Genomic DNA, 18,731 nt, shown 5'->3' on the forward strand with positions numbered 1-18,731 from the left:
GGAAAGGGGTGTCAGAGCGTGGTGAGGATTGTCCGCGCCCGGTCACAATCGGCATTCATCTGTTTGATGAGGTCCGGCAGCCCGTCGAACTTCATCTCGGGCCTCAGATAATCGATCAGGGCGACCGAGAGGTGCTCGCCGTAGATGCCGCCGGAGAAATCGAAGATGTAGGTTTCGAGGTTCGGCTGGTTCTCTCCGAACATCGGCCGCACGCCGAGGCTTGCCGCGCCATCGTAGCTGCCCTGATGCGGTCCGGTAAGGATGTCGATCTTGACGGCGTAGACGCCGAGCTTCGGCAGATGCAGCCCCTCGACCCCCATATTCGCCGTCGGAAAGCCCAGATCCTTGCCGCGCTTGTCGCCATGCATCACCGCGCCTTCGATCCGGTGCCAGTGGCCGAGCATCCGGGCCGCGTCGCGGGGGCGGCCCTCGCTCAGCGCGGCGCGGATCGCGGTCGACGAGATCTCCTCGCCGTCCTGCGCGACAAGCTCCGCGATGGTGACGCCGAAGCCGTGCCGGCGACCGGCATTGCGCAGCGTTTCCACGTTACCCTTGCGGCCCTTGCCGAAGCAGAAATCCGCCCCGACCGTGACATGGGCAACGCCGATCCCGGCAACGAGGACGTCGGCGACGAAGGCCCCGGCCTCCATTCCCGCCAGTGCCGCATCGAACGGCAGTTCGTAAAGCTGCGTCACGCCAAGCTTTTCCAACCGATGCGTCCGCGCCTCGGCATTCATGAGCCGGAAGGGCGGGGCGTCGGGGGCGAAGAACTGGCGTGGATGGGGTTCGAACGTGACGATGCCGAGCGGCGCCTGCCCCTTGCGCGCGAGGTCGATCACCGCCTGGTGGCCAAGATGCACACCGTCGAAATTGCCCATCGCCACCGAGGCCCCCCGGTCGGACGGTTCAATCCCGTTCCAATGCTCGTGAATGCGCATCTGCCCCCGTCTGGCGGGAGCGCCCGCCGCGTCAGTCGAACTTGCGGCTTGGCGCCAGAACCACCGCCTCGCCTTTCAGCACAACCGTATCGCCCACCGCGCAGTGGGTTTCAAGGGTGACCCGGCGCCGGGCATGGTCGATCGCGGTGACCTTGACCTCGGCATAGACCGTGTCGCCGGGGCGCACCGGCGCCATGAATTTCAGCGACTGGCCGAGATAGACTGTGCCATGCCCCGGAAGCTGCTCGCCGATGACCGCCGAGATAAGGCCGGCCGTCAGCATCCCGTGCGCGATACGCCCCTCGAAGATCGTGTCGCGGGCGTAATCGTCGTCGAGGTGCACCGGGTTGCGGTCGGTCGACACTTCCGCGAACATCTCGATGTCGCGGTCGGTGACGGTCTTCTGAAGATAGCGGGTCATCCCGATCTCCAGGTCTTCGATGCAGATTGTTCCGCGCGGCAAGTTGTCGAGCATCATCGCGAATCCCGGCTGGTCATGTTGCAGTGCAGCATAAGACATGCGGCCGGATAGCGCAATGGCTTCGGGTAATTATCGGGCCAAAATCGACAAAAATATGAAATATTGTTGCGGACCGGTCATAAACTAACGCAGACGGCCAATACTGTAGGTCGGCGAAAGCTGCCGTTCGTCGAGCCAGCTTTCCAGAAGCCCGGCATCAGGCGCCTCGACATCCGGGCCGAACGCCTCTCCCGCGAGGCCGCCGGTGACGAACAGCGTGTCGACCCCCTCGCCGATACCGCCTTGAATGTCGGTGTTGATGCCATCCCCGAGGGCGAGGATGCGGTCGTTACGGGCGTCCTGCCCGGTCGCTGCAAGCCGCCGCCGCGCGAGATCGTAGATCGGCGGATGAGGCTTGCCGTAATAGAGGCTTTCGCCCCCCATCTCGTCGTAGAGGGCGGCGATGGCACCGGCGCAATAGATGCGCTTGTCGCCGTAGTCGACGACCAGGTCGGGGTTGCTGCACAGAAGCTTCAGCCCCTTTGTCTTCGCATAAAGAAGCGTCGCCCGATAATCTTCCGGCGTTTCCGTGAGATCGTTGAACGGACCGGTGCAGACGATCCCCTCGGCCGCGTCCAGAGGGACGCGGACGATCTCCGGTTCGTCTGCGAACTCGGCCGGGATGTCGGTGAAGAAGCCGAGGTCCTTTTCGGGCCCCAGATGATAGACCTTCCGCCCGACCGCGCCCGAGAACATGGCCGCCTGCGCCGCGTCGCCGGACGACACGATCAGGTCCCAGGCGTCGCGCGGCACGCCCATCCGGTCGAGCTGTGTTTCCACAAAGCCGTTGGGGCGCGGCGCGTTGGTTAGCAGGACGACATGGCCACCACCGGCGCGGAAGGATTGCAACGTGGCGACCGCGGCGGGGAAGGGGGCACGGCCGTTGTGCAGGCAGCCCCAGAGGTCGCAGAAAAGCGTCTCGTAGCCATCGGAAACGTCTGACAGCGACTGGATGATCCGGGTCATTTGCTTGCCTCCTGGGCTTCACTAGGGCCGACGCACGGCGTCGGGAAAGGAAAGGGCGCCCGAAGGCGCCCTTCTGTAACGCGCGGGAGACGTCAGAGTTTCAAGGCCGGGATAATTTGCTTCTTGCGGCTCATGATGCCGGGCAGGACGACCGTGTCGCCGCTGACCTTGGCGCCGAACGAGGCTTCGGCCATCTGTTTGACCAGATCGTTCGGCACGAGCAGGGTCGCCTCCTCCTTGAGGATGTCGACGACGAAAAGAAGGACCTGATCGGCGCCGTCTTCCCTGGCGACGTCGGTCATGGACTTCATCAGGCTGTCCTTGCGGTCGAGAACCACTTTCGGCGCGGTCGTCTCCAGCACCGAAACCCGCAGTTCCTTGCCGGCGACGTTGTATTCCTTCGAATCCATCCGCAGGAGTTCCGCGTCGGAAAACGCCGAGACGTCGGACTTCGCGGCAAACAGTTCCGACGCGTAATCGGGGATCGAGATGCCGAGCTGGCGGGCGAGATCCTCAGCCACGGCGCGGTCATGCGCGGTCGTGGTGGGCGAGCGGAATTCCAGCGTGTCGGAAAGGATGCAGGACAGCATCGCGCATTTGATCGCCTCCGGCATCTTCGCCGCGTCGCCGCCCATAAGGTCGTGCATGATGGTCGCGGTGCAGGCGAGCGGGCGGATGGTGATGTCGATCGGGCCCTTGGTCTTCAACCCGCCGGCCAGAAGGTGGTGGTCGATGATCTGGACGACATTCGCCTCGTTGATCGAAGCGGGAAGTTCGGCCGGGTTGTTGGTGTCGACGACGACGCAGGTATCGCCTGCGGCCACATCGGCGATGATCTCGGGCTTGTCGAGGTTCCAGCGTTTCAGGACGAAAGCCGCCTCGGTATTCGGCTCGCCAAGAAGGACCGGCTTCGCGGGCGTGCCCTTCACCTCCGTCAGGTACCAGGCCCAGATGATGGGCGATCCGGTGGAATCGGTGTCGGGGGATTTGTGGCCAAAGACTTTGATCATGTGCGTCATCCGTCGGAGATGGGGAAATCGCGCGCCTTATAGGCGCTGCGGGCGGGGTTGTCACGGGGCGCAGAGCCGGCTTTTGGCCACGCGGCTTCCGAATGGGGGCGGACCGTCAGAACGTCAGCCGTTCAACTGTGAATCCCGCCCGCTCCATCAATGCCAACACGCCGTCCTGGCCCGAGAGATGGAGGGCGCCGAAGGCGACGAAGGTCGGGCCTTGCGCCGAAGCCGCCTCGATCACCGGAAGCCAGGACCGGTTCCGCCGGTTCATCAGCGCCTCTTCCATCTCGGCCATGTCGGCATCGACGCTTTCGGTCGTCGCTCCGGGCATGGCATAGGCGGCAAGCCGGCCAAGTTCCCAGGTGATGCGGACATCTTCGTTGAAATAGGCGGCCGTCAATGTCGCGCTGTAATCCTCGGCCCGATCGCCCATCGCGAGCGTGGTGAGGATCATGTCGATCTGCGCCTTCGGGGCCATCGTGTCGAAAAGACCGAAGACCGTGTCATAGGGTTCGAGCGCGCGGACCGGGATCTCTGCCGCCTCAGCCATCTCGATGACCCTCTGGTCGAGCCCGTGCGCGCCCTGACCCAGCTCTGTCATCGCGCAGGGCGGGACGCCGAGCATCATCGACACATACCAGGGCTGCATCTTCGAGGCCATGAAGGCGGGAATGCCGCGGGCCTGCATGGCGGATGCCAGGGCCTGCCAGTCCGCCTTCTCCAGTTGTTCCGGCAGGGTCGGACCGCTGACGAGAAAGAGCCTGTCGGGACGCCGGGCCATTTCGGATTTCAACCGCTCCTGCTCCTCCGGTCCGGCTTCGACGAGGAGGGTTTCTGCCGAAGCGATGATCGGGGCGAGGCGTTCGGCGATCGCGTCGTGACGCGGATCGTCGAAATGGTAGGTGCCGACGAGGTGGACCACCTCGCCGCCCCGGGTCGCGCGCCAGAAATTGCCGCGCGGGTAGGGAATGCTGTCAACCGCGGCTTCGATCACGGCGCGGTCGGCGTCCGGCAGCGTCGGCCAGAGGTCGGTTCCGGCGCAGGCCGCATCGGCGATCCGGCCCGGCAGAACCAGAAGAAGACAGAGAAGGGTGGCGCGGATCATCGTCACTTCCGGAACTCGCGTTTCATATCTCCGGCATCCTCGCATGCACATATGGCGAGGCCAAGCCGAAGGCGGGGCAATTTTACGCGAGGCGGGAGTTGACTCGGGTTTGCGCCCGACCTAACTACACCGCGTTAGCACTCGATCTAGATGAGTGCTAACCGCATTCAAACCTGGAACCTAGGGAGTGTTACCAGATGGCATTCAAACCGCTTCATGACCGTGTTCTGGTCAAGCGTGTCGAAAGCGACGAGAAGACCAAGGGTGGTCTGATCATCCCAGACAGCGCCAAGGAAAAGCCGGCCGAGGGCGAAGTCGTCGCCGTGGGCGAGGGCGCGCGCAAGGATTCGGGCGAGCTGATCGCACCGTCGGTCAAGACGGGCGACCGGATCCTTTTCGGCAAGTGGTCGGGCACGGAAGTGACCGTCGACGGCACCGAAATGCTGATCATGAAGGAAAGCGACATTCTCGGCATCATCGCCTGAGACCGCCGCTGACCGAAATCCCAATCCAGACAACCAGGAGCAAGCAAAATGGCTGCTAAGGACGTCAAATTTGACAGCGATGCCCGTGACCGCATGTTGCGCGGCGTCAACATCCTCGCCGATGCGGTGAAGGTGACGCTTGGCCCGAAAGGCCGCAACGTCGTGATCGACAAGTCGTTCGGTGCCCCGCGCATCACCAAGGACGGCGTGACCGTCGCCAAGGAAATCGAACTCTCGGACAAGTTCGAGAACATGGGCGCGCAGATGGTGAAGGAAGTCGCTTCCCGCACCAACGACGAAGCCGGTGACGGCACCACGACCGCGACGGTTCTCGCTCAGGCCATCGTCAAGGAAGGCATGAAGTCGGTTGCCGCCGGCATGAACCCGATGGACCTCAAGCGCGGCATCGACCTCGCGACCGCGAAGGTCGTCGAGGCGCTCAAGAAAGCGGCGCGCCCGGTCAACGACAGCGCGGAAGTCGCGCAGGTCGGCACCATCTCGGCCAACGGCGAAGCCGAAATCGGCCGCCAGATCGCCGACGCGATGCAGAAGGTCGGCAACGAAGGCGTCATCACCGTCGAAGAGAACAAGGGTCTTGAGACCGAGACCGAAGTCGTCGAGGGCATGCAGTTCGACCGTGGCTACCTCTCGCCCTACTTCGTGACCAACCCCGACAAGATGGTCGCGGACCTCGAAGACTGCATGATCCTGCTGCACGAGAAGAAGCTCTCCTCGCTCCAGCCGATGGTTCCGCTTCTGGAATCGGTCATCCAGTCGCAAAAGCCGCTCCTGATCATCGCGGAAGACGTCGAAGGCGAAGCGCTGGCGACCCTCGTCGTCAACAAGCTGCGCGGTGGCCTGAAGATCGCCGCCGTCAAGGCACCGGGCTTCGGCGACCGCCGCAAGGCCATGCTGCAGGACATCGCGATCCTCACCGGTGGCCAGGTGATCTCGGAAGACCTCGGCATGAAGCTCGAGAATGTCGGCATCGACATGCTGGGCAAGGCCAAGAAGATCTCGATCACCAAGGACAACACCACCATCGTCGATGGCGCCGGTGAAAAGGCCGAGATCGAAGCGCGCGTCGCCCAGATCCGCACCCAGATCGAGGAAACCACCTCCGACTACGACCGCGAGAAGCTGCAGGAGCGTGTTGCGAAACTCGCCGGCGGCGTCGCCGTGATCCGCGTCGGCGGCATGACCGAAGTCGAAGTGAAAGAGCGCAAGGACCGTGTGGACGACGCGCTGAACGCGACCCGTGCGGCCGTTCAGGAAGGCGTGATTGTCGGCGGCGGTGTCGCTCTGGTTCAGGCCGGCAAGTCGCTCGACGGTCTCAAGGGCGCCAACTCCGATCAGGATGCTGGCATCGTCATCGTGCGCCGTGCGCTCGAAGCGCCGCTGCGCCAGATCGCCGAGAACGCCGGTGTCGACGGCGCTGTCGTCGCGGGCAAGGTGCGCGAGTCGAAGGATGCGGCCTACGGCTTCAACGCCCAGACCGAAGAATATGGCGACATGTTCAAGTTCGGCGTGATCGACCCGGCCAAGGTGACGCGCACGGCGCTCGAAGACGCGGCGTCGATCGCGGGTCTTCTGATCACGACCGAAGCGATGATCGCCGACAAGCCGGAGCCGAAGGGCGCGGCCGGCGGCGGCATGCCCGACATGGGCGGCATGGGCGGCATGATGTAATCGTTCGCCCCAAAGCGACCGAACGGGAAGGGCCGCGATTGCGGCCCTTTCTCATTTGATCGGCCAGCACGCAAAGGCTGCGGCCGAAAACGGACGTCCTAAAACTTGTCGATTCGTTTTGCAGCGGGTGCGCCCACACTGATAGCGCGAATGCTTTCGGTCGCGGGCCTGCCCTTGAGGCTGGCGAAATGACCTGGTTGCGCAACCGGCATTGGTCCGGGGCACGGGCGCGGAACACGCATAGCGTGAACCCGCTTGGCACGGCGACTTTTCGCTCCTTTTTCGCTAAAGTTCGATAACTTGCGGCGCCCGCCCGTAGGACGCCGCTGAAGTCGCCGGAATGATCAAGCGCAGTGTCAAGAGGGGGGTAAGCTATGACCAGTACATCTCTGAAGAACCGTGCCGGCGCCAGGATCGCCCCGGACAAGATCGACGCCTTTGCCGGACAGGTGCGCGGCGCTCTTGTTCGCCCCGGTGACGATACCTACGAGAAGGACCGGCAGATCTGGAACGCGCTGATCGACCGGCATCCGGGCGCGATCTTGCGCTGTGTCGGGGCGGCCGACGTCATCGCCGCCGTGAATTTCGCGCGCGACAACGACATTCTCGTCGCTGTCAGGGGCGGAGGGCACAATGTCGGCGGGCGTGCGCTTTGTGACGACGGGCTGGTGATCGACCTGTCCGGCATGCGGGGCGTTCATGTCGATCCTGACAGCCGGCGCGTACGCGTTCAGGGGGGCGCAACACTTGGCGATGTCGACCGCGAAACGCATATTCATGGACTTGCGGTGCCGCTTGGCATCGTCTCGCAGACCGGCGTCGGCGGATTGACGACCGGGGGCGGCTTCGGCTGGCTCGCGCGCAAGTACGGAACGGCGGGCGACAACGTGATCGAGGCGGATGTGGTGACCGCGAACGGAGAGTTTCGTCGGGCGAGCGCCACGGAAAACCCCGATCTTTTCTGGGCCATTCGCGGTGGCGGCGGAAACTTCGGCGTGGTCACGTCCTTCCTCTATCAGGCGCATCCGGTCTCAATGATCTTTGGTGGCCTGATCGCTTATCCGCGCGACGATGCGGCCCGGGTCTTGCGCGGCTATCGCGACTTCATGGCCACCGCACCGGCGGAGCTTACCGTTTACGCGGCGCTGCTTTGGGGGCCTGACGGCACACCGCTGACCGCGCTTGTGCCCGGCTGGATCGGAGAGAACCCGGCCGACGGCGAGCGCGCGGTCAAGCCCTTGACGGAACTCGGCGGGATGCTTGTCGCCGACCTGCACGTCATGCCGTTCCCCGCGCTTCAGTCGATGCTTGACGCCGCCTATTTGCCGGGATCGCGCAACTACTGGAAATCCGCCTATCTGAACGGACTGACCGACGATGCGATCGACACGATTGTAGAGCAGTCCAAAGGCATGACTGTGCCGGGGTCGGCGATGCTGATCGAGTGTTTCGGAGGCGAGGTGAAGCGCCGGCCGGCCGATGCCACGGCCTTTGCGCAGCGCGGGTCCGACTACCTTGTTGCCATCCTGCCGATGTGGCCGGATGCCGCGCAGGATGCGGAGCAGATCGCCTGGGCGCGTCAGGCGGCGGATGCGATGGTGCCTTTCGGCTCTGGTGGGGCCTATCTGAACTATATCCCCGAAGGCGACGAGGACGTGGTGCAGACGTCGTTCGGCGTCAACCTGCCAAGGCTGCGCGAGTTGAAGAAGAAATACGACCCGCAGAATTTCTTCCGCCTCAACCCCAACATCGCTCCGGCGGCTTAGCGGCAAATATTTGGCTGGCGTCCGGCGGTCCGGGCGCTTAGCCATTGGCCATGCGCCTCATCCTTCTGACCGCCCTCACCATGACCGCCTTCGCGGCGAACTCGGTGCTGAACCGGGCGGCGGTAGGGCCGGGGTTGATCGACCCGGTGAGTTTCGCGATCGTCCGCCTGCTCGCCGGGGCGGGGATGCTCGCGGTTCTTGTTGGTCTGCGCCATCTTTCAACAGGCCGGGCGATCTGGCCGGGTGCGAAGGGGCGGGTCGCGGGGCCACTGTCGCTCCTTCTCTATCTGTTCGGGTTCTCGCTCGCCTATGGTGCGCTTCACGCCGGGACCGGCGCGTTGATCCTGTTCGGCATGGTCCAGATCACCATGTTCGCCGGCGCCCTTCTCGCGCGGGAGCGGGTTCCCGCGCGGCGCTGGCTCGGTTCGGGCCTCGCGTTCTTCGGGCTCGTCTACCTCTTCGCGCCGGGGTCCGGCGCGAATAGCAGCCTCGTCCATGCTGGGCTGATGGCGGCCGCCGGGATCGGGTGGGGGATCTACTCGCTCTCCGCGCGCGGCGCCTCCGATCCGCTCGGCGCGACCGCGTGGAACTTCGTCCTCGCGGTTCCGGTGGCCCTTCTCGTCGTCGCGGCGTTGCCCGGTTCGCCCGACACGGTGCCAGCCATGGCGCAAGGCCTGCTTCTCGCGGCGGTTTCCGGCGCGCTCACCTCCGGCCTCGGCTATGCCCTGTGGTATTCCGTCCTGCCTGCCCTTGGCGCCGCGCGGGGCGGGGTGGCGCAGCTGACCGTGCCGCTCATCGCCGTTGCCGGCGGTATGGTGTTTCTGGGCGAGCCGTTGACCTTGCGGTTCCTCATCTCCGCCGCGCTCGTCCTCGGCGGGGTCGCGATCGCGCTGAAGCCGCCGCGTCAGAGATAGGCGATCGCGATCACCTCAAGCTCCATCCTGCCAGCGGGCCGACGCCATTCGACGACGTCGCCGACCCGCGCGCCGAGCAGCGCACGGGAGAGCGGCGCCTGCGGGGCGATCCGGTGGGCGCTCGCATCCGCCTCATCCTCGCCGACGATCTCGTAGACCGTTTCCGTGCCGTCCTCGTCCGCCACCGTCACCCGCGCGCCGAAGGCCACCTCGTCCAGCGGCTGATCGGCGGGATCGACCGGGATCGCCGAGCGGAGCCGCGCCTCCAGATAGCGGATGTCGCGCTCGGCGGCCTTCTCCGGCAGCTTGTCGAGCCGATCCGTCCGCGCCTTCAGACGCGCCAGTTCCGTCTGGGTCGCGATCAGGCGGTCACGCAAAGCGGTCAGGCCACGCGGGGTGACGTAGTTCGGATGCGGGCTGATCGGCAGGTCGGGTAACGGTTCGTTGTCCGGCCCGTCCTCCTTCACGAAGGCGCGGCTCATGTCACGATGACCTCCAGCGGGTCGTATTCGGCCGGCCCGTCCGGCCCGAAGGCGACGCGCGACAGGCTGTCGGGCTTCAGCCGGATCGCGGCAAGCTCCGCAGGGGCAAAGAAGCGCGTTGTGTGGACGACACGGGCCGGATCGGTCCAGCCGGGGTCGAGGGTGCCGCCGGCGACGGCGCAGCGGAAGAAGAGGTCGACCTGATGAAAGCCCGAGCGCGGGTCGTGGAACTCGTTGACAAGCGCGAGGGGGCCGACCGAGATCCGAAGCCCACATTCCTCGTGAATCTCCCGCGCGAGGTTGTCGGGCAGCGACATACCCGGCTCCACCCCGCCGCCGGGCGCGCACCAAAGGTCCGACCGGCGGCCCGGATAGGCATTGACGAGCAGGAGCTTTCCGTCCTGGACGATGATTGCACGGGTCGCTAGGCGGGGAGAGCGGGTTTTCATGCGCACGAGAGTGACGAAGCGTCACGGCGAGGACAAGAGGCTCGCAACGTCGGTATGAATTCCTTATCTCCGGGTCATGTGGAAATTCGTACTCGCGCTTCTTGTCCTGACCGCCGCTCCGGCGGCGCGGGCGGATTGCGTGGTACTTTTGCACGGGCTCGCGCGAAGCGAGACGTCGCTTCTGGTCCTGCAGGAGGCACTCACGCGGGCGGGCTACAAGGTCGTGAACCACGATTATCCATCGACCAAGGCGACGATCGAGGCGCTGGTCGCCACTGAGGTCGGGCCGGCCGTCGCGGAATGCGGGGACGACCGGGTGAATTTCGTCACCCATTCGATGGGCGGGATCCTGGTCCGGGCCTGGCTGGCCGATCACCGGCCGGCGCATATGGGGCGGGTGGTGATGCTGGCCCCGCCGAACCACGGATCGGAACTGGTCGATGCCTTCGGTGACCTCGATGCGTTCCGCTGGCTCAATGGTCCTGCGGGGCTGGAGCTCGGGACAGGGCCGTCGAGCCTGCCGAACGCCTTGCCGGCGGCGCAGTTCGATCTCGGGATCATCGCGGGCAACCAGTCCCTGAACCCGGTCTATTCGGCGGTGATCGACGGCGAGGACGATGGCAAGGTCAGCGTGGAAAGCACCAAGATCGGCGGAATGCGCGACCATATCGTGCTGCCGGTCACCCACACGTTCATGATGAACAATCCGGTCGTCGTGGCCGAGGTGCTGGAGTTCCTCGCAAAGGGCCGTTTCGATCACGACCTGAGCTATTTCGACGCCGCGCAGCGGATTTTTCGGGAGCGGTGAAAGCCTGCCGTCCCTCGCGGACGACACAGGCCGCCGACGATCACGGGGAAGCGATGTTTCATGTGACGGCGGGGGAGTATAGGCTCCGCCCGGACGTGACCGACCGGAGGCGGAACCATGAAAGCCATCGTCTACGACCGATACGGGCCGCCCGAGGTTCTTCATGAGGCGGATCTGCCGCAGCCCGAACCCGGACCGGGCGAGGTGCTGGTGCGGGTCCGCGCGAGTTCGGTCACGACCGCCGACTGGCGGATGCGCGCGGCGGCTTATCCCGGCATCCTCTGGCTGCCGGGGCGGCTGATGACGGGGCTGACGCGCCCGAGAAACCGGGTGCTGGGTGTCGAGTTCGCGGGCGAGGTCGCGGCCTTGGGGGAGGGCGTCAGCGCCCCGGTGCAGGGCACGCGTGTCTTCGGCTTTTCCGGCAAGGGCGCGCATGCCCAATACCTCGTGATGCCCGCCGACGGCCCCATCGTCGAAACGCCCGCGACGCTGAGCAACGAGGAGGCCGCGGCGCTGCCCTTCGGCGCGCTCTCCGCGCTCGTGTTCCTGCGCGACTTCGCCAGGATCCAGCCGGGCCAGAGCGTCGCCGTCGTTGGCGCCTCCGGTGGTGTCGGCATCTACGCGGTGCAGATCGCCCGCGCGATGGGCGCAACGGTCACGGGGATCGCGAGCGGGGCCAACCGCGACCTCGTTCTGGGATTGGGCGCCGTGCAGTTCATCGACTACCGCGCCGAGGATTTCACCGAAGGGTCCGTGCGCTACGATCTTGTCTTCGACGCGGTCGGCGCCGTTGATTTCGCCCGCGCGCGCCGGGTTCTAAAACCGGGCGGCCTTTTCCTGCCGCTGAACTTCGGGTTCCGCGAGATGATGCAGGCGCTTTGGGCGAAGATTGCCGGCGGGCCGCGCCTGAAGATCGGCACGAGCGGCGACACCGCCGCCGACCTCGACGTGCTCAAAGGCATGATTTCCGAGGGAAAGCTGCGGCCGATGATCGACCGGACCTATCCCCTTGAGGATATCGTCGAGGCGCACCGCTACGTCGAGGCCCGCCACCGCCAGGGCGCGGTGGTCATTTCCGTGGCGTGATCCGGTTCACATGCCCCATCTTGCGGCCCGGCCGCGCCTCGGCCTTGCCGTAAAGATGGATCGCGGCGCGGGGGGCGCGCGCGATCTCGGGCACCTTGTGGATGTCGTCGCCGATCAGGTTCTCCATCACCACGTCCGAGTGGCGCGATCCGTCGCCGAGCGGCCATCCGGCGATGGCGCGGATATGCTGTTCGAACTGGTCGACGGCGCAGCCGTTCTGCGTCCAGTGACCGGAATTGTGCACCCGAGGCGCGATCTCGTTCACGATCAGGCCCTTGCGGGTCACGAACAGCTCCACCCCCATGACGCCGACATATTTCAGCGCGTTGAGGATGCGGCCGGCGAGGAAGACGGCGTCGGTACGCTGCGCCTCGCTGAGGCGGGCGGGGATGGTCGTCGTGCGCAGGATGCCCGCGCGATGGACGTTCTCGCCCGGATCGAAGGCGGTCACCTCGCCCGAAAGGCTGCGCGCGGCGATGACGGAAACCTCGTGACTGAAGTCGATGAAGCCTTCGAGGATCGCCGGAGCGCCGGCCATCGCCGCAAGCGCCGCGTCGGCATCGCCGGCCGTATCGAGCTTGGCCTGGCCCTTGCCGTCATAGCCGAGCCGCCGGGTCTTGAGGATCGACGGGGCGCCGATCTCGTCCAGCGCATCGGCAAGATCCTCGGCGTCGTCAACCGCGGAGAACGGCGCGGTCATGAGGCCGAGATCGCGCAGGAACGCCTTTTCGACCAGCCGGTCCTGGCTGATGGCGAGGGCGCGGCGGTTGGGGTGGATCGGGCAATGGGCCTCGAGTGCGTCGAGGGCGGATGTGGGAATGTTTTCAAACTCGTAGGTGACGATGTCGACAGACTGCGCGAACGCCGAAAGCGCTGCGAGGTCGTCATAGGCGGCCGTCGTCACCCTATGGGCGACGTCGCCTGCGGGTGGGCTGGCGGCGGGCTCATAGATATGGGTCTTGTAGCCGAGCCGCGCGGCGGCGACGGACAGCATGCGGCCAAGCTGGCCGCCGCCGAGGATGCCGATCGTGGCGCCGGCGGGAAGCGGTTTACTCATCTTTCGGGGCGTCCGGAATCGAGGCGGAAAGGGCATCGCGCCAGCTGTCGAGGCGCGTGGCGAGGGCGGCGTCATGCAGGGCGAGGATGCCGGCGGCCATGAGGCCGGCATTGGCGGCCCCGGCGGCGCCGATGGCCATCGTGGCGACCGGATAGCCCTTCGGCATCTGGACGATGGAATAAAGGCTGTCGACGCCCGAGAGCGCCTTTGTCTGCACCGGCACACCGATCACCGGGACGCGGGTTTTGGACGCCATCATGCCGGGCAGGTGCGCCGCGCCGCCGGCGCCGGCGATGATCACCTGAAGCCCGCGTTCGACGGCGGTCTTGCCATAGGCCCAAAGCCTGTCGGGGGTCCGGTGCGCCGAGACGATCTTCGCCTCGTAAGCGACGCCGAGTTCGTCGAGAACCGTCGCCGCTTCCTTCATCGTGGGCCAGTCGGACTGCGACCCCATGATGATGCCGACCTTCACGCTCATGCCGTTCTCCGCCCCCCGGGAAATGGAGCGCGCACTATAGCGACGGCGCGGGGAGGGGCAAGGTCAGGCGATGATGTCCGGCGTCAGGATATCCTCGATCCGGGCGATCTGGTCCTTGAGCATCAGCTTCTGCTTTTTCAGGCGTTTCAGCCGGAGCTGGTCGGCGCGGCCCGACGTTTCCATCACGTGAATGGCCTCGTCGAGGTCGCGGTGCTCCTGCCGCAGGACTTCGAGTTTCACGCGCAGAACCTCGGTATTGTCCATTTCCATATGCGCGTTCATGTCGTTCATGTCTTGAGTCGTTCCAGGGAGCGGTAACGGACGATAGCAAGTCCAGGCGATTGCGGGAAGCTTTTCGCGCCTCTGCGCCTTGTCGGGGCGTCCGGGAACCTCCATATTTCCCATGAGGCTGCCCGTTCGGGGGCCTCATGTAGTGTCGCTTGATGTCGAGGACATGCCTGGATGACGAAACTGACCTTTGCCGCCCATCCCTTCCTTCTGGGATTCGATCAGCTGGAACGGCTGGTGGAACGCACCGCGAAGAACGGGAACGAAACCTATCCCCCGTTCAATATCGAACAATCCTCGGAACATGGCTTTCGCATCACGCTCGCCGTCGCGGGATTCCGCGAGGATGACATCGCGATCACGGTCGAGGACCGGCAACTGGTGATCCGCGGCCGTCAGGCCGAGGACACGGATGACGGCCGCATCTTCCTGCATCGCGGCATCGCAGCGCGCGCCTTCCAGCGCAGCTTCGTGCTGGCCGAGGGTGTCGAGGTGGCGGGGGCGCGGCTGGAAAACGGGCTTCTGCACGTCGATCTGGTCCGGGCGATCCCGGAAAAGACGGTGCAGACGATCCGCATCACCAAGGGCTAAGGAGGAAACGGGCATGGATACCAAATTCGATTTCGGGCCGGATTCGGGCGAGCGCATCGTCTATGTGCGCGAGGTTCCCGTCGCCGATCTGCCGGAGGAGATCCGGGCACAGGCGATGGGGCTTGAAACGCTTTATGCGGTTCACGACGCCTCTGGCGAACGGCTGGCGCTGGTCAAGGACCGGCGGATGGCCTTCGCGCTGGCGCGGCAGAACGATATGGCCCCGGTCAGCGCGCACTGACCATTGCAACCCCGGTTGCATTGACCAGCGACAGAAACGGCCACTAACTGCGTGTTACGTGAAGTGCGGAGCGCAGTGGGCGTCCGCAAGAAAACGTGAGGGTCAAATGTCCGAGGTCAAAGGCTACAGCCGCACGCAGATCATGCTGCATTGGGGCATCGTGTTGATTCTGGTCACCAGCTACATCAGCAGCGATGCGATGAAATCGGCGTGGTTTGCGCTTCATCAGGGCCGCGATGCCTATGGCAATACCGCGGCGGCGCATGTCTGGGGCGGTATCGCCATTCTGGTCCTCGCGGTTCTGCGAATTGCGATCCGGGGATTGCGCGGGGCGCCGGGCCTGCCGAAAGGCGGCCATCCCCTGCTCGACCGCGCGGCCAAGCTTACCCATTTCGGGCTCTATCTCGGCCTCATCGCCATTCCGGCCCTGGGCATTGCCGCCTGGTACGGTGGCATCAATCTGGCCGGCGAGGCGCATGAGGTCCTGTTCAACGTTCTGGCGGCGCTGGCCGCGCTGCATGTGATCGGTGCCGTCTACCATCAGTTCGTCCTGAAGGACGGGTTGATGGAGCGTATGAAGCGCCCGGGCTGAACCCCCGCCGCCAAATGAAAAGCCCCGGCCCTTGTGCCGGGGCTTATGCCTGCGCGGTGCGGCTCAGAGCCCGGCGGCCTCGTCCACACCGAGCATCAGGTTCAGGTTCTGAACCGCCGCGCCCGAGGCGCCCTTGCCGAGATTGTCGAGAACGGCGATGAGCGTTGCCGCCCCGGTCATGCGATTGCCGTGGACCGAAAGCTCCATCCGGTTCGTCCCGTTCAGCATCTGCGGATAGACGCGCGGTTCATGCGCTTCGGCCGGAACGACCGCGACGAAATGCTCACCGCCGTAATGCGCCATCAGAGCCTTCTCGGCATGGTCGATGCCCTTGGCGTCGAGCTCCAGTTCGACGGCGACCGCCATGCCTTGCGCATATTGCCCGACCGAAGGCACGAAGACCGGGGGACGCGAGAGGCCACTGTAGAGGCCGATTTCCGGCAGGTGCTTGTGCGTCTGGCCGGTGCCGTAGAGGAAAGACCCCTGAACGGCGCCGCCTTCGAATTCCTCGATCATCGACTTGCCGCCGCCGGAATAGCCCGAGACGCCCGAAATCGCGATCTGTGCCGCAGTGTCGATCAGCCCCGCATCGACCAGCGGCCGGATCAGCGCGATGGCGCAGGTCGACCAGCAGCCGGGATTCGTGACACGATTGGAGCCGCGGATCGTATCGCGCTGGCCCTTGGCCAGTTCGGGGAAGCCGAAGCTCCAGTCCGGATGGGTCCGGTGCGCGGTCGAGGCGTCGATGATCCGTGTGGGCAGGCCCTCGGATTCGCAAAGCGCGACGATTTCCTTAGCCGCCGGATCCGGCAGGCAAAGGATCGCCACCTCGGCCTCGGCGAAGGCCCGAAGCCGCGCGGCATTGTCCTTGCGGAGCGCCGGGTCGATCCTGACGAGCGAAATGTCGTCGCGACGTTCGAGCCGCTCGCGGATCTGAAGACCCGTCGTGCCGACATCCCCGTCGATGAAGACCTTGTGTGCCATTGGGCGTGCTCCGTTTGCGTCAGGTCCGGCCCATATACGCCCTTCGGGCGCGAACGCAAAGCAAGACGCCCGGCTTTCCCGGCCGGGCGTCTGCGTTCTTCCGGGGTGACGTGGGTCAGGCCTTGATGAGGCCCATCGATTCCAGCTTCAGGATGACCTGGTGCGCGCAGTTGTCGACGTCGACGTTCTCGGTCTCGACCTTGAGCTCGGGGTTCTGCGGCGCCTCGTAGGGGTCCGAGATTCCGGTGAACTCCTTGATCTTGCCTTCGCGGGCGAGCTTGTAGAGGCCCTTGCGGTCGCGGCGTTCGCATTCCTCGAGGCTGGTCGCGACATGGACCTCGACGAAGGCGCCATAGGCCTCGATCATCTCGCGCACAGCGCGTCGGGTCGAGGTGTAGGGCGCGATCGGCGCGCAGATTGCGATGCCGCCGTTCTTGGTGATCTCGCTCGCGACATAGCCGATGCGCTTGATGTTGATGTCGCGGTGTTCCTTCGAGAAGCCGAGTTCCGACGACAGGTGCTTGCGGACGACGTCACCGTCGAGAAGCGTCGTCGGACGGCCGCCCATCTCCATCAGCTTGACCATCAGCGCGTTGGCGATGGTCGACTTGCCGGAGCCGGAGAGACCGGTGAAGAACACGGTGAAGCCCTGCCTGGCGCGCGGCGGCGAGGTGCGGCGCAGTTCCGTCACCACATCCGGGAAGGAGAACCAGTCGGGGATCTCCAGCCCTTCGCGAAGCCGGCGGCGCAGCTCGGTGCCCGAGATGTCGAGGACGGTCGCGCCCTCCGGCACCTCGTCAACGGGGAAGTACTGCGCCTTTTCCTGCACGTAGACCATCTGTTTGAAATCGACCATCTCGATGCCGATTTCCTCCTGGTGCTGGCGCACCAGTTCCTGCGCGGCATAGGGATCGTAGAAATCCTTGCCCTGGCTGTTCTTGCCCGGCCCCGCATGGTCGCGGCCGATGATCATGTGGGTGAGCCCGTGATTGCGGCGGATGATCGCGTGCCAGAGCGCCTCGCGCGGGCCGCCCATGCGCATCGCGAGGTTGAGAAGCGACAGATGCGTGGTCGCGGCCGGATACTGGTCCAGCACCGCCTCGTAGCAGCGCACGCGGGTGAAGTGATCGACGTCGCCGGGCTTGGTCATGCCGACGACCGGATGAATGAGGAGGTTCGCCTGCGCTTCCTTCGCGGCGCGGAAGGTCAGTTCCTGGTGCGCGCGGTGCAAGGGGTTGCGGGTCTGGAAGGCGACGATCTTGCGCCAGCCGAGCTTGCGGAAATAGGCGCGAAGCTCGTTCGGCGTGTCGCGGCGGGCCTTGAAGTCGTAGTGGACCGGCTGCTGGATGCCGGTGACCGGCCCGCCGAGATAGATCTTGCCCGCCTGGTTGTGCAGGTAGTTGACCGCCGGATGGGCCAGATCGTCGGCGCCAAAGACCTTCTCGGCCTCGCGCGCCTTGTTCGGCTCCCACTTGTCGGTGACCGAGAGGATGGCGAGGATGACGCCTTCCTGATCGCGTAGCGCGATGTCCTGGCCGGGCTCGATCCCTTCGGCGAACGCCTCGTTGACGTCGAGCGTCACCGGCATCGGCCAGAGTGCCCCGCTTTCCAACCGCATGTTCTCGACTACGCCGTCGTAGTCGGCCTCGGTCAGGAAGCCCTTCAGAGGGTGGAAACCGCCGTTCATCAGAAGTTCGAGGTCACAGATCTGGCGCGGGGTCAGATCCCACGACGGCAGGTTGCCGGCTTCGTGCTTCAGCTTCTGGGCGCTGTCGTAGGAAACGTAGAGCTCGGGGATCGGTGCGAGATTGGATTGCATCAACGGGTTCCTTTTCTTGAGATGGAGAAGACCGCTTTCCGAGCCGGTCAATTCGGCATGGAGCGCGTCGTATTCGGCGAGTTTTCGGGTCAGAAACTGGTCGGTCAGGCGGGCCTTCGTCGCGGCGCCCTTCGTGGTCAGTTCATAAGTGAAGCGCTGGCGGCGGTCCGGGCCGCTGCGCTGGGCGACGCGGATAAATCCGGCTTCGCTCGCGGCGCGCAGATGGGTGTTGAGCGTGCCAAGGCTGACGCCAAGCGCGCCCGCCGTCGCGCGCTGCGAGGCGTCTGGCGCCTGATCGAGTTGGCGCAGAAGGCGGAAGAGTTGATCGTCTTCCGAAGGAGATTGGGCGGTCATCGGCACCGGGTGTTCGACTCAATTTATGTTCAGCGCTGAACACATTTCACAGCCGATGTCGGAAGGAAAGAAAATTCGGTGATTTATGACGGTTCCGGCGGTCAGT

General features: G+C 65.1%; 21 protein-coding genes. 9 read left to right on the top strand and 12 right to left on the bottom strand.

All coding sequences use genetic code 11. From position 1 onward, the window contains the following. Positions 1-11: 11 nt before the first annotated feature. The 5 genes from V5734_RS06700 to V5734_RS06720 all read right to left on the bottom strand — a co-directional run bounded on the left by V5734_RS06700 (position 12) and on the right by V5734_RS06720 (position 4,542). Positions 12-938 carry a bifunctional riboflavin kinase/FAD synthetase gene (locus V5734_RS06700; protein WP_347312731.1) on the bottom strand — a complete coding sequence of 309 codons (927 nt, stop codon included), beginning with the start codon at positions 936-938 and terminating at the stop codon, positions 12-14. Between the two features lie 31 nt (positions 939-969). Next, the gene (locus V5734_RS06705; protein ID WP_347313586.1) at positions 970-1,413 is read right to left on the bottom strand and encodes a MaoC family dehydratase; all 444 of its coding nucleotides are present in this window, start codon (positions 1,411-1,413) and stop codon (positions 970-972) included. A 129-nt stretch (positions 1,414-1,542) separates the two neighbouring features. Next, positions 1,543-2,424, bottom strand: a complete 882-nt coding sequence (locus tag V5734_RS06710; protein WP_347312732.1) for a TIGR01459 family HAD-type hydrolase — start codon at positions 2,422-2,424, stop codon at positions 1,543-1,545. A 92-nt stretch (positions 2,425-2,516) separates the two neighbouring features. Next, positions 2,517-3,434, bottom strand: coding sequence for a manganese-dependent inorganic pyrophosphatase (locus tag V5734_RS06715; protein ID WP_432759669.1), 918 nt, complete (start codon positions 3,432-3,434; stop codon positions 2,517-2,519). A 115-nt stretch (positions 3,435-3,549) separates the two neighbouring features. Beyond that, the gene (locus V5734_RS06720; RefSeq protein WP_347312734.1) at positions 3,550-4,542 is read right to left on the bottom strand and encodes a TraB/GumN family protein; all 993 of its coding nucleotides are present in this window, start codon (positions 4,540-4,542) and stop codon (positions 3,550-3,552) included. Between the two features lie 197 nt (positions 4,543-4,739). Here V5734_RS06720 and groES point away from each other — a divergent pair, with 197 nt between their 5' ends. From groES to V5734_RS06740, 4 genes are all read left to right on the top strand, one after another. Continuing rightward, positions 4,740-5,027 (top strand): co-chaperone GroES, encoded by a 288-nt coding sequence (gene groES / locus V5734_RS06725; protein WP_347312735.1) that lies wholly within the window; start codon positions 4,740-4,742, stop codon positions 5,025-5,027. A 48-nt stretch (positions 5,028-5,075) separates the two neighbouring features. Next, complete coding sequence (gene groL / locus V5734_RS06730) at positions 5,076-6,716, top strand: chaperonin GroEL (protein ID WP_347312736.1); 1,641 nt, start codon at positions 5,076-5,078, stop codon at positions 6,714-6,716. 374 nt (positions 6,717-7,090) lie between these two features. Then, positions 7,091-8,482, top strand: coding sequence for an FAD-binding oxidoreductase (locus V5734_RS06735; protein WP_347312737.1), 1,392 nt, complete (start codon positions 7,091-7,093; stop codon positions 8,480-8,482). A gap of 50 nt (positions 8,483-8,532) precedes the next feature. Beyond that, positions 8,533-9,396 carry a DMT family transporter gene (locus tag V5734_RS06740; RefSeq protein ID WP_347312738.1) on the top strand — a complete coding sequence of 288 codons (864 nt, stop codon included), beginning with the start codon at positions 8,533-8,535 and terminating at the stop codon, positions 9,394-9,396. Here the strand turns inward: V5734_RS06740 and V5734_RS06745 are convergent. Both V5734_RS06745 and V5734_RS06750 read right to left on the bottom strand, forming a co-directional pair. Further along, entirely contained in the window at positions 9,387-9,878 is a 492-nt protein-coding gene (locus V5734_RS06745; protein WP_347312739.1) for a GreA/GreB family elongation factor, read from the bottom strand. The two genes, V5734_RS06740 and V5734_RS06745, sit on opposite strands and share 10 nt — an antisense overlap. After that, positions 9,875-10,327, bottom strand: coding sequence for an NUDIX domain-containing protein (locus V5734_RS06750; RefSeq protein WP_347312740.1), 453 nt, complete (start codon positions 10,325-10,327; stop codon positions 9,875-9,877). The genes V5734_RS06745 and V5734_RS06750 overlap by 4 nt, the downstream gene beginning before the upstream one ends. Positions 10,328-10,403: 76 nt before the next feature. On the opposite strand from V5734_RS06750, the gene V5734_RS06755 reads away from it, so the two are divergent. Beyond that, a complete protein-coding gene (locus V5734_RS06755) occupies positions 10,404-11,135 on the top strand; it encodes an alpha/beta fold hydrolase (RefSeq protein WP_347312741.1) in 732 nt (243 codons plus the stop codon). A gap of 117 nt (positions 11,136-11,252) precedes the next feature. Continuing rightward, positions 11,253-12,221 (top strand): NAD(P)-dependent alcohol dehydrogenase, encoded by a 969-nt coding sequence (locus V5734_RS06760; protein ID WP_347312742.1) that lies wholly within the window; start codon positions 11,253-11,255, stop codon positions 12,219-12,221. Here the strand turns inward: V5734_RS06760 and V5734_RS06765 are convergent. The 3 genes from V5734_RS06765 to V5734_RS06775 form a co-directional block, all read right to left on the bottom strand. After that, on the bottom strand, positions 12,205-13,278 hold the full coding sequence (locus V5734_RS06765; protein WP_347312743.1) for a 5-(carboxyamino)imidazole ribonucleotide synthase: 1,074 nt from the start codon (positions 13,276-13,278) through the stop codon (positions 12,205-12,207). The two genes, V5734_RS06760 and V5734_RS06765, sit on opposite strands and share 17 nt — an antisense overlap. After that, a complete protein-coding gene (purE, locus tag V5734_RS06770) occupies positions 13,271-13,756 on the bottom strand; it encodes a 5-(carboxyamino)imidazole ribonucleotide mutase (RefSeq protein WP_347312744.1) in 486 nt (161 codons plus the stop codon). The genes V5734_RS06765 and purE overlap by 8 nt, the downstream gene beginning before the upstream one ends. 63 nt (positions 13,757-13,819) lie before the next feature. Further along, a complete protein-coding gene (locus tag V5734_RS06775; protein ID WP_347313587.1) occupies positions 13,820-14,038 on the bottom strand; it encodes a YdcH family protein in 219 nt (72 codons plus the stop codon). 180 nt (positions 14,039-14,218) lie between these two features. Here V5734_RS06775 and V5734_RS06780 point away from each other — a divergent pair, with 180 nt between their 5' ends. The 3 genes from V5734_RS06780 to V5734_RS06790 all read left to right on the top strand — a co-directional run bounded on the left by V5734_RS06780 (position 14,219) and on the right by V5734_RS06790 (position 15,468). Beyond that, positions 14,219-14,635, top strand: coding sequence for an Hsp20 family protein (locus V5734_RS06780; RefSeq protein WP_347312745.1), 417 nt, complete (start codon positions 14,219-14,221; stop codon positions 14,633-14,635). 13 nt (positions 14,636-14,648) lie between these two features. After that, positions 14,649-14,876, top strand: coding sequence for a DUF1150 family protein (locus V5734_RS06785; protein WP_347312746.1), 228 nt, complete (start codon positions 14,649-14,651; stop codon positions 14,874-14,876). Between the two features lie 106 nt (positions 14,877-14,982). Next, positions 14,983-15,468, top strand: coding sequence for a cytochrome b (locus V5734_RS06790; RefSeq protein ID WP_347312747.1), 486 nt, complete (start codon positions 14,983-14,985; stop codon positions 15,466-15,468). A gap of 63 nt (positions 15,469-15,531) precedes the next feature. Here the strand turns inward: V5734_RS06790 and argC are convergent, their stop codons facing one another. Continuing rightward, positions 15,532-16,452 carry an N-acetyl-gamma-glutamyl-phosphate reductase gene (gene argC / locus V5734_RS06795; RefSeq protein ID WP_347312748.1) on the bottom strand — a complete coding sequence of 307 codons (921 nt, stop codon included), beginning with the start codon at positions 16,450-16,452 and terminating at the stop codon, positions 15,532-15,534. Between the two features lie 115 nt (positions 16,453-16,567). Further along, entirely contained in the window at positions 16,568-18,625 is a 2,058-nt protein-coding gene (locus tag V5734_RS06800; RefSeq protein ID WP_347312749.1) for a bifunctional sulfate adenylyltransferase/adenylylsulfate kinase, read from the bottom strand. Positions 18,626-18,731 lie beyond the last annotated feature (106 nt).

The sequence above is a fragment of the Defluviimonas sp. SAOS-178_SWC genome (genome assembly GCF_039830135.1).
Lineage (GTDB): Bacteria > Pseudomonadota > Alphaproteobacteria > Rhodobacterales > Rhodobacteraceae > Albidovulum.

Bases quoted from the DNA above. Each gene is read 5' to 3' on its own strand.
- V5734_RS06705 (WP_347313586.1), bottom strand. From the start codon at position 1,413: ATGCTCGACAACTTGCCGCGCGGAACAATCTGCATCGAAGACCTGGAG.
- V5734_RS06740 (WP_347312738.1), top strand. From the start codon at position 8,533: ATGCGCCTCATCCTTCTGACCGCCCTCACCATGACCGCCTTCGCGGCG.
- V5734_RS06755 (WP_347312741.1), top strand. From the start codon at position 10,404: ATGTGGAAATTCGTACTCGCGCTTCTTGTCCTGACCGCCGCTCCGGCG.
- purE (WP_347312744.1), bottom strand. From the start codon at position 13,756: ATGAGCGTGAAGGTCGGCATCATCATGGGGTCGCAGTCCGACTGGCCC.
- V5734_RS06780 (WP_347312745.1), top strand. From the start codon at position 14,219: ATGACGAAACTGACCTTTGCCGCCCATCCCTTCCTTCTGGGATTCGAT.
- V5734_RS06790 (WP_347312747.1), top strand. From the start codon at position 14,983: ATGTCCGAGGTCAAAGGCTACAGCCGCACGCAGATCATGCTGCATTGG.
- V5734_RS06735 (WP_347312737.1), top strand. From the start codon at position 7,091: ATGACCAGTACATCTCTGAAGAACCGTGCCGGCGCCAGGATCGCCCCG.
- V5734_RS06775 (WP_347313587.1), bottom strand. From the start codon at position 14,038: ATGAACGCGCATATGGAAATGGACAATACCGAGGTTCTGCGCGTGAAA.
- V5734_RS06760 (WP_347312742.1), top strand. From the start codon at position 11,253: ATGAAAGCCATCGTCTACGACCGATACGGGCCGCCCGAGGTTCTTCAT.
- V5734_RS06765 (WP_347312743.1), bottom strand. From the start codon at position 13,278: ATGAGTAAACCGCTTCCCGCCGGCGCCACGATCGGCATCCTCGGCGGC.
- V5734_RS06745 (WP_347312739.1), bottom strand. From the start codon at position 9,878: ATGAGCCGCGCCTTCGTGAAGGAGGACGGGCCGGACAACGAACCGTTA.
- groES (WP_347312735.1), top strand. From the start codon at position 4,740: ATGGCATTCAAACCGCTTCATGACCGTGTTCTGGTCAAGCGTGTCGAA.
- groL (WP_347312736.1), top strand. From the start codon at position 5,076: ATGGCTGCTAAGGACGTCAAATTTGACAGCGATGCCCGTGACCGCATG.
- argC (WP_347312748.1), bottom strand. From the start codon at position 16,452: ATGGCACACAAGGTCTTCATCGACGGGGATGTCGGCACGACGGGTCTT.
- V5734_RS06750 (WP_347312740.1), bottom strand. From the start codon at position 10,327: ATGAAAACCCGCTCTCCCCGCCTAGCGACCCGTGCAATCATCGTCCAG.
- V5734_RS06700 (WP_347312731.1), bottom strand. From the start codon at position 938: ATGCGCATTCACGAGCATTGGAACGGGATTGAACCGTCCGACCGGGGG.
- V5734_RS06800 (WP_347312749.1), bottom strand. From the start codon at position 18,625: ATGACCGCCCAATCTCCTTCGGAAGACGATCAACTCTTCCGCCTTCTG.
- V5734_RS06710 (WP_347312732.1), bottom strand. From the start codon at position 2,424: ATGACCCGGATCATCCAGTCGCTGTCAGACGTTTCCGATGGCTACGAG.
- V5734_RS06785 (WP_347312746.1), top strand. From the start codon at position 14,649: ATGGATACCAAATTCGATTTCGGGCCGGATTCGGGCGAGCGCATCGTC.
- V5734_RS06720 (WP_347312734.1), bottom strand. From the start codon at position 4,542: ATGATCCGCGCCACCCTTCTCTGTCTTCTTCTGGTTCTGCCGGGCCGG.
- V5734_RS06715 (WP_432759669.1), bottom strand. From the start codon at position 3,434: ATGATCAAAGTCTTTGGCCACAAATCCCCCGACACCGATTCCACCGGA.